The sequence below is a fragment of the Chryseobacterium shigense genome (genome assembly GCF_900156575.1).
Taxonomy (GTDB): domain Bacteria; phylum Bacteroidota; class Bacteroidia; order Flavobacteriales; family Weeksellaceae; genus Chryseobacterium; species Chryseobacterium shigense.
Genome location: NZ_FTNY01000002.1, coordinates 873,245 through 889,412, shown reverse-complemented (window position 1 = coordinate 889,412; position 16,168 = coordinate 873,245). Strand labels below are relative to the sequence as shown.

The window sequence follows — 16,168 nt, the reverse complement described above, 5'->3', positions numbered from 1 at the left end:
TACAATTTCAAAAACCGCGATATTCTGATGGGAATGAGTGTGATTCAGAGCCGGGATGAAAGAGAAAAGAATAAAGACTTTACCAAAGGAATTTTACTGGGAGGTTATACACAAGCAGAAGGACGAATAGAAACAGATGACGAAACATTCTGGATGCTGTACCTGAATCAGGAGGGAAATGAACAGTGGAGAAAATACGTCAAAGGAGAATCCAGGAAGAAAGAAGAAAGACTTTCAGATATTAAGCTGAACAGAGACGGTTCAATAATTCTTGCCGGAACCAGCGCTGAAGAACTAGGAAAAGAGAACTGGAAGATTGTGAAATTGGGAGACAGTCAGATCAATAAGCTGATCGAAAAACAGGACATTAAAATTTATCCGAATCCGGTTTCAGACTATGCTTACGTAGAAATAGGCTTTGACTTTAAAGAGGCGGATATTGTGTTGTATGATATGGGTGGAAGGGAGCTTCAGAGCTTGAAGACGAAGAATAAAGTGACCAAGATCAATACTCAGAATTTAATTCAGGGGGCTTATCTGGTGACGATCAAAACGGATACGAATAAAACGGCTAACGCTAAATTGATAAAAAAATAAGTGATGAAGAATAAGATTATTTTATTGATGATCGTTCATTTTGTAACGACTGTCTCTGCCCAAATCAATGTAAAATCGCCCAACCTGGATGCGTCGTCTGTATTTAAATTTACAGAAACGCCGGTTTCACTTAATAACGGCCTAGTAAATATCAATTTACCGATATATACCATAAAAACAAAAGATCTTTCAATTCCTATTCAGCTGGATTACCATTCAAGAGGAGTACGGGTTGAGGATATTGCCTCCACAGTTGGAATGGGGTGGAGTTTGAGTTACGGAGGAATGATCAGCAGGCAGGCCAGAGACGGGGCAGATGAGTTATCAAATGGCTACCTTATTACAGATAGTTATACTAACTTTTTTACTAATATTCAGAAAAGAGCAGCGGTGTATGAGCAAACGATATATTCTCCAGCAAGGGATCTGATTCCTGACCAGTTTTATTTTTCTACTCCCGGGTATTCAGGGAAATTTATTTTTGACCAGTTGGACAAAAAAATTGTTCAGCAGCCTTATAGCGATTATAAAATATCTTCAATCGCCACGCAAAGTTCATTACTCAATAGCTGGGTGGTAACAGATGATAAAGGAAATAAATTTTACTATGGAAATTTAGGTTCAAAATCCTTTAAAAGTTCACTTCAGGTAGTCAGTTACGTTCAGAATGGTACACCGGCTATGGCATATAATGCAAATGGAGATGCACCCGATAGTTCACATATTGACACCTGGTACCTGATTCAGATTGAGACGGTTAGCGGAGATCTTATAAAATACAATTATACATTGGATGAATCCGCTTATTACAAAAAAGATTACGATAAGATTGTTTATCCTTGTATTTCAACACCTTGTGACCAGCCTTCCAATCCGGGGGTCTATACTTATTTTTCCAAAATCAATGAAAATAAATATATTCTGGAATCTATTGATTTTCCTGAGGGCAAGGTTAAATTTATACCTTCTTCTTCCAGTCGGGCGGATGTCTTAGGTGGAAAATCATTGGATAAAATTCAGATCTATGACAGTAAAGATCATTTGATTGAATATTTTCAGCTCAATTATAATATCCAGGAATCTATCCAGAATCCTAATACCAATCCTTTATTGGCATCATTAGACGCTTCGTCCAATAAAAGGATGTTTCTCAATGAAGCAATCCGTTATTCAAAGTCTAATACCGTTATTGAAAAATACAATTACCATTACAATTCTACTCCGCTTCCTAACAGATTTTCAACATCTCAGGATATTTGGGGATATTATAACAACGCTTCTAACGGCAGTTATTTGCATTTTTTTGATTACAACGGGCATTTATCAAGCAACCGGGAGAGTGACGATGAGAGATCAAAAGCAGGGATTTTAGAATCAGTAAGCTATTCTACAGGTTTAAAAACAGAATTTATTTATGAAAATAATCTTCTGAAGCCTACTTTTAGTATGGGCGAAGTACTTGGAAGTGTAAACTCACCTTATCGTACTCAATCAGAGACTCTTTTAAAGGCGGGAGATCAACTTCCCAACTATAATGTAGCGACCAATTCATACTACAAAGATATTACGATAGATCCTCAAATGTATGATTCCGAAATAGAAATAACTTTTGATTATCATTCATTTACAGATCCTAATATACCTACAGCATGTAGTTATTATACGGGATGGGTTGAGAAAAACGGTGTACGGGTTACCCTTTTTCCCAATATAGGAGCTAGTAAGACCATTGTAAGGGGAACTTCAAGAACGCGAGCACTTACAGCAGGTTCATCTTACAGAATAGGCATCACAGCATTTGGTTGTTCCTTGGAAGATATTGCTTCTAACCCTTCTGAAAGTGTATCATTGATGTTGGATTATAAGGTTGCCAATACAGGTACTAATGAAACCCTGTACTATGGACCCGGAAACAGGATCAAACAGATTAAATATTGGGATAAAGACCAGTTAAAAATAAAAAAAACGTTTGAATATAAAGGCCCTGCCGGAGAAAACAGCGGAGATTTATTTGGAATGAAAGAATACGTGGGTATAGTAGGGATGAATTCGAACAATATTCCGGTGTTAGATCCAAAAGGAGTTTTGGCAGGCTCCATCAATTCCTCTCTGGAGTCTAACAGTATGGGATACAGATATGTAAAGGAATATATAGGTGATGCTGCTGAAAATAAAGGACGTACGGACTACGAATTCACGAATTTTTCTGATGGAAGCAACTTTTTAAAATATCCTTTTACGCTGCCAACAGACAACCAGTGGACCAGAGGATTATTAGTCTCAAAAAAATATTTTGAGAACAGCAATAATTCTTACAGACTTTTAAGAGAAGAGTTCCACAAATATAAGTTTGGTGGTTTTGATACTCCGTATGAGATCAGTCCGGCAATGGGATTTGAATCGGCAGATGGAATGATTAGCAACTACACCAAAAACAGAGATTATTATATTGTCCCGCTGGCTCATATGTATATGAATCTTTCTCATCTGGTTAACAAACCTCTGCCACACCCTAATTTTTTAGTGGCAGACTTTACCAATAATTTCAGAATATATTATAAACCCTACTATTTTAACAGCGGTAAAATAGAAAAATATAAAACAACAAGCTTTGATTATCTGAATGATAAAACCTTAGCTTCCGACAATACCTTTTTATATAACAGCAATGATCATTATCAACCGATTTCACAAATAACAACCGATACGGATAAAAAAATAATGGAAACCACCTATAAATATGCTCAGGAAAAAGGAAATCAATACCTGATTGATAAAAATATTGTTGGGGTTCCTTTAGAAACTGTTGTTATCAATAAAAAGGATACTCAGGATACAGGAAAAAGAGTATCAAAAACTGAAACAGTATATCCGGTATCTCAATCAGAAGCAGATGCCAAAACTGCAGGATTAGCTTTACCATATGAAATACAGTCCACAGATTTACTCACTATAATCAGTAAAGAAATTGAGTATCAAAAATATGATTCCAAAGGTAATATACAGCAGTACACCACCAAAAATGGTATTCCCACCACCATTATCTGGGGCTATAACCAGACCCAGCCTATTGCCAAGATCGAAGGCGCCAAGCTTTCAGATATCAGTCAATCCATCATTGATACTATTATTAATGCCTCAGACAACGATGCCCAATTAGGTACCGATGCTTCCGAACAGACTTTGATTGCGGCTTTAGACCTGTTTAGAAATAATTCCGCATTATCAGCGTATCAGATCAGTACCTACAGCTATGATCCGTTAATCGGAGTGAAAAGCATCACCCCACCCTCCGGCATCAGAGAACTTTACAAATATGACACTGCCAACAGGCTTGAAAAAGTCATTGATATCAATGGGAAAGTGCTGAAAGAATTCAAATACAATTACCAACAATAAAACACAAATTATGAAAAAAACAATAGTCATTATCGGCATTTTAGCCGTTCAATTTATTTCAGCACAATTATATACCTCTGCAAGTGTTGTTAATCCAACGTCGACTCCTGCATCCAATAATATAGGAATAAGAACTCAAGAGCCTTATTCTAATTTAGAAATTGCCAGCAAGAATGGAGGAAAAATGACAATGTCCACCGGAGGATGGAGCGTTTCTTCTGCCAATCCAAAATATCCTACTTTGGAATTAGCAGAATACTTAAATAATCCTAAAGTGAGAATGGCTGATACTGAAAAATACGGCTATACAAACGCATCAAAATTTTCTATTTTGTTTCATGACCAGTGGTAACCATTAATTTAAGAGAATGTATAAAAAATTATATATAAGCATAGGATTGCTATGGGGTATTCATCACTATGGGCAGGTGGTGTTAACTTCTCCTCCTGCTCCGAATAGCGAAGTGGCAGATCCGCAAAGTATACGGATGCTTCCGGGATTCAAATTTAATTCTGTCAATGGAACATTTCGGGCCTATATAGGGACAACATCTCCCGGTAATCCAGGGAATACTTATACGCCCATTACCATTGATTATTCAGCTAATATTTCAAATACTGAAAATTATATTTATACCAGACAGTATTTAGTCCCTACCGAAGTTTCAAACGGATCGCTGCAACAGATACAGAGTGTTCAGTTTTTCGACGGTCTCGGAAGACCTAAGCAGTCGGTGAGCATCAAATCTACTCCTACAGGAAAAGACCTCGTAACTCATATTCCTTATGATGGATTTGGACGGCAGGTAGACAGCTGGCTTCCGGTTCCTATGGCATCACAGAGTGGAAATATTCAAACCGGAGTGGAAGGGGCTGTCAATGCCTATTATCAGTCCAACGGGATTAATGATTCTTTTCCTTTCAGCCATAAAAATTTAGAAAACTCTCCGCTTGACAGAATTTTAAGCCAGAAAAATCCTGGAGCGGACTGGCAGAACAAACCCGTTGTTTTCGGCTATGAAGCCAATACAACAGGCGAAGTAACAAAATATACCACCGCCACCAGTTGGGTTGATGGAGCTACTTCTTCGGTATTAAGTCTATCCGGAACATACGGAGAAGCTCAACTGTATAAAAATACCGTCACGGATGAAGACAACAATAAGACCATAGAATTCAAGAACGGTAAGGGACAAACGCTATTGGTCAGAAAAGTCATCAGTGCCTCCGAAAATGCAGATACTTATTATGTGTATAATGAATATGACCAGCTGGCATTTGTAATTCCGCCATTGGCGTCTGCTTCTGCATCAGTAGCTGCCGCCGCTTTGGAACATCTTTGTTATCAATATAAATATGATGGCAGAAGCAGACTGGTAGAAAAGAAACTTCCCGGAAAAGGCTGGGAACAGATGGTGTACAATAAAAAAGATCAGTTGATTCTGTATCGCGATACCGTTCTGAAAAACGGAATTGCCAACTTTACAGCTGACCAGTCATGGAATTTTACCAAATATGACCAGTTTGGAAGAGTTGTGTACACAGGAATTTCAAGAGACGGAACTGCGAGACAAAATATACAGACTTCTATTGATAATCAGGCTTCGAATGTTTCTTACGAAGCCCGTGGAGGAAGTTTTGCCTTGAGTGGAATGAATATAGAGTACGGAAACGTTTCATATCCTACAAGTATCGAAAAGATTCTTACCGTCAGCTATTATGATACCTATCCTCAGGGTGCACCAGCAGTTTACGGGACAGTTTTAGGTCAGGAAGTACTGCCTCAGCCTACCCAGGGCTCGAATATCAGCACTAAAAGTCTGCCCACAGCTTCTTATGTGAAAAACATTGACAATGACAGTTGGACAAAAGCATATACCTACTATGATAAGAAAGGACGGGCAATATCCACTCATTCTGTGAATCATCTTGGAGGATACACCAAAACTGAAAGTTTACTGAAGTTTTCAGGAGTTCCGGAATATACACTTACCGAGCATAAAAGAGCTGTAGATGCCACGAAAGTCAACATCAAAGAAACCTTTGAATACGATCATCAGGAAAGGCTGGTCAGACATTGGAATGAGGTCAATGGTGGAGTGAAGGAACTTCTTGCTGAAAATCTATACAATGATCTCGGACAGGTTCAGACCAAAAATGTTGGAAATACAACAGGCAGTCCTTTGCAGAGTGTCAAATATGCATACAATATCAGAGGATGGCTCACGAAACTTAATGAACCTTCCAATCTGCAGAATAAACTCTTTGCTTATGAGTTGAGGTACAGCAAACCGGACAACCAGTTTTCAGGTTCTGCAAAGTACAACGGAAATATTTCGCAGATGTCTTGGATTACCCAAAGTGATGCGGTTCTGAGAAATTACTCTTATGAATATGATGGTCTCAACCGTCTTAAAGAAGGACGTTTCTGGGATGCCATGAATTTAGACAGAGGAGAATACCATGAGAAGCTTACCTACGACCTGAACGGAAATATTAAATCCCTGCTCAGAAGAGGAAGACAGCTTCCCGGCTATACGGCTCCTGAAGTGATGGATGATCTGGAATACCATTATGAAAATGGGGAACAGAGTAATAAATTAGCCTACCTTAAAGAGATGGGAACGGGTAATGCCTTAAGTGGTTATCCGCTTTCATCAGGAAGTACCGGAAGTACGATCAGCTATGACCTGAACGGAAATATGACACTTCAGCAGGATAAAGGGATCTCTATTCAATATAATTATTTAAATTTACCAGGAAAGGTTTCCCAGAATGCCAAAGTAACCGATTACATCTATAGAGCAGATGGAGTAAAAGTAAGAAAGCTCTTTGGTACGGACACCACAGATTATATAGACGGTTTCCAGTATGAAAATGGTACGTTGAAATTCTTCCCTACTGCAGAAGGTTATTTTAATTTCGAGACGGGGAAGTATGTGTACAACTATACCGATCATCTTGGAAATACCCGTTTGAGCTACTTTAAAAATGGCTCAGGAGCAGAGATCATTGAGGAAAGTAATTATTATCCGTTTGGATTGAAGCATGAAGGGTATAATGTTTTGTCGGGAAATCCTGCGTATAAATATAAGTACAATGGGAAGGAGCTTCAGGAAAGTGGAATGTATGATTATGGGGCAAGATTTTATATGCCGGATATTGGAAGATGGGGAGTGATAGATCCGAAAGCAGAACAAATGCGTCGTTGGTCAACTTATAATTATGCATTCGATAATCCAATCAGATTTATTGATCCGGATGGTAGAGCTCCTGTTGATGATCATTTCAATAAATATGGAAAGTATATTGGTACAGATAAGAAAAGTACCAATAATGTTGTTGTGCATAGTAACAGTTCAGCTACAAAATTATCTCAATTAAAAGGTAATACAGGAGCCGCTAGCCTATCTCAGTTAAATTATAATAGCAAAGGAACAAACAAAGCTGTTTCAAATATTTTAGCGCACTATGCAGGAGAAAAAGGAATATCTGGACATACCGGAACGTATTCAGGATCAAGAGGATCCGCTCTAACTATGGCAAATGGTAATATTTTCTTTAATACTAAAGCTTTAAGTGATGGAACTTATGACAATGCTTACAATATTAAATCTACCTTGAATCATGAAGGAGGAAAACTTGGACATAAAAATGAAAACATTCCTGCCAACAGGTATACTTTTGTTGATCATGCAACTGTTTATTTAAATGAAGCTAAAAATCCTGATTTTGGCAAAACAACACAGGGATATCGATACGGACAAGCTGCAAGTTTTGGTCAACGGGTGCTCAATGCGGCTGAAAAAGAAGCAAGTTATGGTGCTGACCGTATGAATATGATCAATGAGTATAATGAAGGAAATACAGGAAGCGTAACCATTACACCATATAATGGTGGAAATAATTTACCAACAAGTACAACAATAACCGTTAGTGTAGGAAACAGCACTTATCCATCAAATCCATATGAAGATATTAAACATCCCCAAGATTAGCCTTTTTCTTTTTATTATTTTTGCATGTAAAGAAAATAAGCAAGATAAAATAGAGTCAGTTTTTGCAGGAGAAACGAGTAAAAAATGGTATGCGTATAGTATAGATAGTATACATTGCGCTCAAGCATTTTATCCTTTTCGGGTATTTGAATTTTTTAAAGATGGACGACAAATCCAGTATATTAATAATTATACGACTAAGAATTTAGACACAATCCCGAAGGATGATCTATACAATCCCGAAAAATGGTTTATTATCAGTGATTCCATTGTTAGTATAGATTCTTATAAAAACTCTAAAAATGGCTATTATCATAAGAATACCAGTAAAATACTGTATTACAATAAAGACACTATTATTTTACAGGGAACAAAACGTAGTAATTATGAAGGAGTTCTAATCCTAACTCGATATAAGGAAAAAGAAAAAAATAAGTAATAAAAAAACCTCCCCCTCGCTGGAGCGAGCGTCTCGCTCCTGTTTATCAATAAAAATAAGCCACTGTTTTTTACAGTGGTTTTATTATTTTAGCCTAAAATAAAGTAAGAAAGATCTTCGGTACAGACACCACAGATTATTTAGACGGTTTCCAGTATGGAAACGGTACATTGAAATTCTTCCCTACCGCAGAGGGTTATTTTAATTTTGAAACCGGAAAATATGTGTATAATTATACCGATCATCTTGGAAATACACGTTTGAGCTACTTTAAAAATGGCTCAGGAGCAGAGATCATTGAGGAGAGTAATTATTATCCTTTTGGATTGAAGCATGAAGGGTATAATGTGTTGTCTGGAAATCCTGCGTATAAATATAAGTACAATGGGAAGGAGCTTCAGGAGACGGGAATGTATGATTATGGAGCGAGATTTTATATGCCGGATTTGGGAAGATGGGGTGTGGTGGATCCGTTGGCGGAGAAAGCTCCAAATCTATCACCCTTTAGGTATGCTTACAATAATCCAATAAGGTTTTTAGATCCCAATGGTGCATATGAAACGGATGGCCATTTTTGGACTGTCTATTTAATGGCTACGATGATGGGAAGAAAAGATGCATATTCGTTAGCTTATTATACAGAAGCTCCGGACAATATAATGGCGAGAAATGGTGAAGTTATGTCGTCACCAAGTACTTGGATGGATCCAGGATTACAAAGAAGTATACATGCTCTAAATGGAGGACGTTCAGGAACTGCAAGAAATATTGCAAGAAATATGCTACATAGTGCAGGATCTATGGCAGAAGTAGGAAGGGCTTTGCATTATTTTGGAGATAGTTATGCACATACAATGATGTCTGATGGAGATACAATGTATCCCAACGGCCAAGGACATTTATTTTCTGCTCATGAACCGGATAAAATTGCCAATCGACCAGACCTGTATTTAGAATATGCAAATAGTTTGGCAGATAATTTGGGTTCGAAATTAGGAGCAGGAAAAATTGATATGTTTACATTTAATTACGTTGCGAATAGTGGAGGTACTACAGAACAAAATAGTGCTGTTTTTGAGACAGAAGTAAGAATAAGAGAAGGTGCTCAGACGTTTTCTGTCGCAGGTAACCAAGTTGGTACAATTAATAATTATTTAAGAGCAAGAAATGGACATTTTAATGGACAGGCTAAAGGAAATGTTGTAAATACTGATGTTGACATGTATAAGCGGAATAAAAAGGGAGAATGGGAAAAAACAACAGAAAATAGAACTTTTATAACTTTTACACAATAATCAATAATGAAAAGAATAATATTATTTAATTTATTATATCATATTCTATCATATTCTATTATTTCTATTACCACTAATAATAGTTTTTATTTTTGAAGGATATGGTACTGAAATGTTTGCTTATACTTTTTATTTTTGCATCATGTATTTTTGTATTGGATTTGTTTTAGATGGTCTAATAATAGCTATTTTAAATTATTTTGAAATAATTAGATTAAAATGGATTTTATTTATTTTGATTTCTATAACTATATTCTTAATAACCGTATACATACTTACACATAAGAATATAATACTAGAGTTATTTACTTTTGGTTTAGATGCTAATTATGTTACCATCATATTTTTAATAAGTATTCTTGTAAGTTTTTCTATTTCTTTAAAATTAATTAGACCTGATAAAAATGAAAAATAGTATTATTTTAGTAAAATTAATAAATATCCTTGCTGGTACAATCTATGATAAAAAGTAATTAAAAGCATTGAAATTTAAGATGCGAATTTATACGTTTACGAATGAAGTATTTTCGTAATATTACAGAAATTACAAGCGTACTACTCATGTCCATCAATAACCCCCCCCCTCGCTCGTGCTTCCTCAATAAAAATAAACCACTGTTTTTTGCAGTGGTTTTATTATTTTAGCTTAAAATAAAGTAAGAAAGATCTTCGGTACAGACACCACAGATTATGTAGACGGTTTCCAGTATGAAAATGGCACGTTGAAATTCTTCCCTACCGCAGAAGGTTATTTTAATTTTGAAACCGGGAAGTATGTATACAACTATACCGATCATCTTGAAATACACGTTTGAGCTACTTTAAAAATGGCTCAGGAGCAGAGATCATTGAGGAGAGTAATTATTATCCGTTTGGATTGAAGCATGAAGGATATAATGTTTTATCTGGAAATTCTGCGTATAAATATAAGTACAATGGAAAGGAGTTGCAGGAGACGGGAATGTATGACTACGGAGCGAGATTTTATATGCCGGATATTGGAAGATGGGGTGTGATTGATCCGCTGGCGGAAATATATAGAAGACATTCACCTTATAATTATACTATCAATAATCCTGTAAGATTTACTGATCCGGATGGAAGAACCATAAACGATCCGCAGAGCAAAAAAGAAGCTGAACACACACACAAATGGGGCTCAATATGAGAAAAACCCAATTAGAATCGCAAAGGAATATGATTTATAGCTCCGCAACCGATAAAAATGGAAAAGTTTCTTTAAGTAAAGCTCAGAAAAAAGAAATAGGTAATATTAATTCGATGATTACTGAAGTTAACAAGTCTGTGAATGATATAACCGATATGATCAATGATAAAAATAATGATTATGTATTCAAAGATGCTTCATTGAACGGTGGACTACCACAAACGATGAGAACAGGCAGTGCAGAAGTAACCATTTATTTTGATGATTATGATAAGAAAGTGCATGAAGGTAGACATGGAGGACAAATTGCCAGAGGAGAATATGACATTAATACTTCAGGAAATTTAACATCTGGAAGTTTTGGAGCAAGTAAAGAAGTGGATGCTTACAAAGCACAATTATCAGCAGTTGGTCAAATATTATATAAACCTTATTTAGATTTTTCAAATCCTAGTAATTTATTGAAAATAAATCAAGTACAAACCGTCACTGAGCTTAATGATATTAACAATAGTTTTCTTCAAAGTTTAGTTGATAATCCTGGATTGAATCAATCTTTAATTTATCCTCCAGCAACTAATACAAGCTATTATGCACAATAAAATAACTTTAATTATATTTATTTTGTTCATTTCCTGCAAAAGCCAATCTTTAACGATAATCGGCAATGAATATATTTATGAACATAGTAATAGAAAATTGTCTATTCAAATATTGGATGAGAATAATCTCATTATTAAAAATGTTTTTAATTGTACGAATATGGCAGATCAGTTCAAAAATATAGTATTTAAAAAGAGATATCGTATTTCTAAGAATAAGATAATAATTTTGAATCCTCAAAAAGAAGAGTTTAACTTACCTTATTTTAATGATAGTGATTGCAATTTTCTGAGTGAAAAATATAGAACAAACATAAGAAAGCTTTATGATGGAAGGACATTTTATCCTGATGAATCTTTGTATCATATACCAAATATTGATACTTTAAAGATAACCCAAGACAACGATTTGTATTATTATAAAAAAGTTGAAAATAGAAGTGTTGGTTTTATATTCAAAAAGCAGTAATACTAGCTTTATAAGCTTCCGTTAATCTATAAAAAAACCATCGCAATTGCGATGGGTTTTTATTTTATAAAGCTGCTGCGTTTTTAGCAAAAAAATCTTTAAACTTTTTATTGGTGAGCCCCCGCTGGCGCGAGCGTCTCGCTCGTGGCCATCAATAAAAATAAACCACTTTTTTTTGCAGTGGTTTTATTATTTTAGCCTCAATTAAAGTAAGAAAGATCTTCGGTACAGACACCACAGATTATTTAGACGGTTTCCAGTATGAAAATGGTATATTGAAATTCTTCCCTACCGCAGAAGGTTATTTTAATTTTGAGACTGGGAAGTATGTATACAACTATACTGATCATCTTGGAAATACTCGTTTGAGCTACTTTAAAAATGGCTCCGGAGCAGAGATCATTGAGGAAAGTAATTATTATCCGTTTGGATTGAAGCATGAAGGGTATAATGTCTTGTCTGGAAATCCTGCGTATAAATATAAGTACAATGGAAAGGAGTTGCAGGAAAGTGGAATGTATGATTATGGTGCAAGATTTTATATGCCCGACTTAGGAAGATGGGGTGTTGTGGATCCGTTGGCTGAACATTCTCATGATGAAACTCCTTATAATTATTGTTCTGGAAATCCAATTAACAGACTTGATCCTAATGGAATGTGTGATGATCCTAACTGTTCTCATGGAGGATTACGTCGCGCTTGGGATAGTGTAGGTAGATTTTTTGGAGGTTGGGGATATGCTGATAAAAAACAAGAAGCGTCCAAGTCAGGAAATTTAGAAGTAGGTATTGTAGAATCTCTCGGACGATGGTTGGATGAACCAGTTGATTCCGGCACTGCACAAGCAGCGGAAGATTTGGCTCATAGCAGTATGTCTGGAAACTTTACAATGCCTGATACAAATGAAGGAGTTTTATTATCTATTGCTGTTGCTTTTGGTTCTGCCATGCAAGATGCTAATGGATTTAGATATCCTAAATATGCTGCTAAAGGTACATCGAAATTTTCAGCAAAAATAAATAGTTGGCACAATTTAAATTCGACTTCAATAGCAGGAGGAAAAACACGCGCAGGAACCTTTGCTCTAAAAGAAATATTAGACTTAGATATAACAACATACAATGCTGGTAATTTTTCAAATGCAAATAATGGTAATGGAGATGTAGTGATTAATGGTAGAGTTTATGGTATGAAAAATGAAGGACAAACATTATTTCCTAGAAGTGGCGGAGCTCCTCAATTTCAAGATTTATCTCAAGGGCAAATTAAAGCAATACAATTGATGAAAACAGTACCTGCTAGCAAAGTAGATCAAGCCCTAAAAGGAGCTGGTGTATCTATTACAGATACTAACATTGCAAGAGATTTTATAAATAAATATTAGTATGATTCATTTTATTTGTTATTTAAAGAAAAAAAAAACTGATCATTATATTGTTGAGTTATTAAAAGAAATTTTTAATTGTGATATAAAGGAAATCAGCAATTTAATAGATGAAGAAAAAAGTCTGATTAAATTTGAGAACCGAATATTAGATGATATTTCTGAATTCCAAGTGGAATTGAATATTTATTGCATAGATGAAAGAAGAGTTGAGGAGCTTAAATTTAATAATAATATTTCTTTGGGCATAGCTATCTCAAAAAATATTAATGAAGACATAGCTGTTAACGATGAAAATATATGTGATAATCCTTATCAATGGATTTTAATAAAGCAAAATAGCTTGTTTTTGGTTGAAGAAGAAGAAGATGATAATAATGGAATTACATTAAATCAGAATAATAGAATTGAAATTCCGTATAATAATTCAATTTAATAAATTTCCCCCGCTGGCGCGAGCGTCACGCTCGCGCCCATCAATAAAAATAAACCACTGTTTTTTACAGTGGTTTTATTAATTTAGTTTAAATTAATGGAAAGAGTTCCACCCTGCCACTGAAGTCATTTTTTTAAGATTAGAAGACACGTAACAGAAATTAAAGAAAGCTTAAAAAGAATGAAAACAGTACTTTTTTATAAACATTCAAAAACCTCTATGGGATTTTTTAAAAAAAATATTAACAAGATTATTTTATTATTCTTCGGAATTATGTTTTGTGGGATCATTATGAAAAAAATATTTGATCCTAACTTATCCAAATATAAATATTTTGATCAGTACTGTAATGGGCAAGTTATTTCAAACTCATATGATCTTACGACTCATTTCAATATTGTTAAAGCATCAGATGGTAATAAAATTTACTTGGAAGACTTAAAAATAATTTCCTTAATTAAAATAGGAGATTCTATAGTAAAGGATAAAGACGTTACCTATTTTACCGTTTATAAAAAAGACAATACTAAAGTAATTTATGATATGTACAATAAAAATTTGAAAATAATAAAATGAAAGCCAAGATGGCACGAGTCTTTCGCTCCTGTCCATCACTAAAAATAAACCACTGTTTTTACAGTAGTTCTATTATTTTAGCAAAAGCTTGATATAAAAAATGAAACAATTTATATACACCCTTGAGCATATATATACCGATGAAGACCATACGGCAATTAAACTTTTAGGATTTTTTGATGACTTAACAAAGTTGGAGAAAATCAAAGATCAGGCATTGAAATTTCCGGGATTTCGGGATTATCCGGATGGATTCTTAAGGATAAAAAATGAAATGAATAAAGTTCATTGGAAGACAGGCTTCACTTCTATAATCGGGGAGGTTGGAAGAGATTATATACCTGAAAAAGATGAAATAGATAGAGGTTCTTCTGTCGTTCAAAATTTAACCGCTATTTTCAGCGTGAGTCACATATATACAATTGACAGATATTTAGATGATGAAAGAATCATTGGTGTATTTTCAAGTTTAGAAGAGGCACAACAAAATGTGGACGAACTAAAACAACAGCCCGGATTTAAAGAGCATCCTGAAGACTTTATGGTTGGTGAAATAGAGCTGAATAAGCTTTTATGGACTTCTGGTTTTTGATTGGAAAAAATCGGGCGATGATATAGCTTATTATATCCCCTGCTGGCGCGAGCGTATCGCTCGTGTCCACCAACAAAAATATGCCACTGTTTTTACAGTGTTTTGAAGTCTTCACTTATGGGCAAATAAAAATAAAATCTCCCCGTTGATCGTCCTAAGTCTATTTTAGATGGCGGTTTAAAATCAATAGAGGATAGAAATAAAAGAGAACAGAGTCCATTAATAAATCAAACAAAATTGCCCTATCATCAATAATTTATATTAAAATGAGATACTATATTTTTATATTACTTGTTTCACTCTTTGGTTGTGAAAACAGAGTACCTAATAAAAGTGGTGATTATACTACTACAGATAAAGAAATTGCTCTTAACTTAGCAGAAAAGAAATGGAAAGAAGTTTACGGAAAATCATCTATAAATAAACAAAAACCATTTGCTACAGAAAAGAAAAACGATAGTATTTGGATAGTTCACGGAACATTTCCTAAGCCAACAATAGGTGGTGTTGCTTATGCAGAAGTGAACGTAAAGACAAAAAAAGTGATTAAATATACTCACGGAGAATAATAAAAACTCCCGCCGAAAGGCGGGAGTTTTTATGTTTTAATTTCCAAAATGACAACTGAAAATCTATAAAATAAGTTGTCAAATTGGCAACAAATATTTTTATTTTCACCCCGCTGCGCAAAGTCGGAAGACTTTGCGCAGATAAATAAAACCCCTCGCTTTTGCGAGGGTTTATGGTTTTACAAAGCAGCAGCGTTTTTAGCAAAAAAATCTTTAAACTTTTTATTGGTGAGCATTTTTTCCACGAGTCGGAAAATGGTTTGCTTGTCTTCTTCTTCTAGCTGTTGAATAAGCCTTATTTGTTCGAGTTCGGTTTTGTCTTCCAAGATTATTTCTTTGGGAGTAGAACCGTCATAATTTATAATCTGGTCAATCGCCCCCCTGCTGGCGCGAGCGTATCGCTCGTGCCCATCAATAAAAATAAAATCTCCCATATCCTTTCCTCCAACTCATTTAGTTGTATCCTTCCGCATTATCTACATAAAAACCATTTATCCATAATCATTATCCAGCTCAGAAAACAACTCTGAAAATAAGTTTTTCAGGATGGCATATTGAATGCCATTTTCTCTGGTTTTACAGCTTGTCTTAAGGTATTCTTAGCTTTTATCGTAGCTATAGCCGTTTTGTTTGCTATATTTGT

12 protein-coding genes and 3 pseudogenes are annotated in these 16,168 nt (G+C 35.1%); 14 read left to right on the top strand and 1 reads right to left on the bottom strand.

From position 1 onward, the window contains the following. The 14 genes and pseudogenes from BW964_RS09505 to BW964_RS09435 form a co-directional block, all read left to right on the top strand. Positions 1 to 597: T9SS type A sorting domain-containing protein (locus tag BW964_RS09505; protein WP_139325910.1), on the top strand; the 597-nt coding region annotated here is incomplete at its 5' end. 3 nt (positions 598 to 600) lie between these two features. Further along, a complete protein-coding gene (locus tag BW964_RS09500; RefSeq protein ID WP_076506663.1) occupies positions 601 to 3,996 on the top strand; it encodes a hypothetical protein in 3,396 nt (1,131 codons plus the stop codon). 10 nt (positions 3,997 to 4,006) lie between these two features. Beyond that, positions 4,007 to 4,348 (top strand): hypothetical protein, encoded by a 342-nt coding sequence (locus BW964_RS09495; RefSeq protein ID WP_076506662.1) that lies wholly within the window; start codon positions 4,007 to 4,009, stop codon positions 4,346 to 4,348. Positions 4,349 to 4,364: 16 nt separating this feature from the next. Continuing rightward, positions 4,365 to 7,994: a DUF6443 domain-containing protein gene (locus BW964_RS09490; RefSeq protein ID WP_076506660.1), complete on the top strand. Its 3,630-nt coding sequence runs from the start codon at positions 4,365 to 4,367 to the stop codon at positions 7,992 to 7,994. Beyond that, positions 7,966 to 8,433: a hypothetical protein gene (locus BW964_RS09485; RefSeq protein ID WP_076506659.1), complete on the top strand. Its 468-nt coding sequence runs from the start codon at positions 7,966 to 7,968 to the stop codon at positions 8,431 to 8,433. Before BW964_RS09490 ends, BW964_RS09485 begins: the two co-directional genes overlap by 29 nt. Before the next feature lie 101 nt (positions 8,434 to 8,534). Next, positions 8,535 to 8,984 (top strand): annotated as a pseudogene (locus BW964_RS22710) (RHS repeat-associated core domain-containing protein); the annotation flags it as partial. A gap of 1,397 nt (positions 8,985 to 10,381) precedes the next feature. After that, a pseudogene (locus BW964_RS09470) lies at positions 10,382 to 10,839 on the top strand (RHS repeat-associated core domain-containing protein); the annotation flags it as partial. A 53-nt stretch (positions 10,840 to 10,892) separates the two neighbouring features. Next, on the top strand, positions 10,893 to 11,498 hold the full coding sequence (locus BW964_RS09465) for a hypothetical protein (RefSeq protein WP_123911919.1): 606 nt from the start codon (positions 10,893 to 10,895) through the stop codon (positions 11,496 to 11,498). 160 nt (positions 11,499 to 11,658) lie between these two features. After that, positions 11,659 to 11,967: a hypothetical protein gene (locus BW964_RS22345; RefSeq protein ID WP_123911920.1), complete on the top strand. Its 309-nt coding sequence runs from the start codon at positions 11,659 to 11,661 to the stop codon at positions 11,965 to 11,967. A gap of 206 nt (positions 11,968 to 12,173) precedes the next feature. Then, positions 12,174 to 12,635 (top strand): annotated as a pseudogene (locus tag BW964_RS22705) (RHS repeat domain-containing protein); the annotation flags it as partial. A gap of 718 nt (positions 12,636 to 13,353) precedes the next feature. Beyond that, positions 13,354 to 13,788 (top strand): hypothetical protein, encoded by a 435-nt coding sequence (locus BW964_RS09450; RefSeq protein WP_076506648.1) that lies wholly within the window; start codon positions 13,354 to 13,356, stop codon positions 13,786 to 13,788. 180 nt (positions 13,789 to 13,968) lie between these two features. Beyond that, positions 13,969 to 14,364 (top strand): hypothetical protein, encoded by a 396-nt coding sequence (locus tag BW964_RS09445; protein WP_104669419.1) that lies wholly within the window; start codon positions 13,969 to 13,971, stop codon positions 14,362 to 14,364. A gap of 100 nt (positions 14,365 to 14,464) precedes the next feature. Further along, positions 14,465 to 14,956, top strand: coding sequence for a DUF7336 domain-containing protein (locus tag BW964_RS22700; protein ID WP_084175748.1), 492 nt, complete (start codon positions 14,465 to 14,467; stop codon positions 14,954 to 14,956). Between the two features lie 266 nt (positions 14,957 to 15,222). Next, a complete protein-coding gene (locus BW964_RS09435) occupies positions 15,223 to 15,525 on the top strand; it encodes an NTF2 fold immunity protein (protein ID WP_076506644.1) in 303 nt (100 codons plus the stop codon). A 179-nt stretch (positions 15,526 to 15,704) separates the two neighbouring features. Here the strand turns inward: BW964_RS09435 and BW964_RS09430 are convergent, their stop codons facing one another. Next, positions 15,705 to 15,959: an XRE family transcriptional regulator gene (locus BW964_RS09430; RefSeq protein WP_228431936.1), complete on the bottom strand. Its 255-nt coding sequence runs from the start codon at positions 15,957 to 15,959 to the stop codon at positions 15,705 to 15,707. Positions 15,960 to 16,168 lie beyond the last annotated feature (209 nt).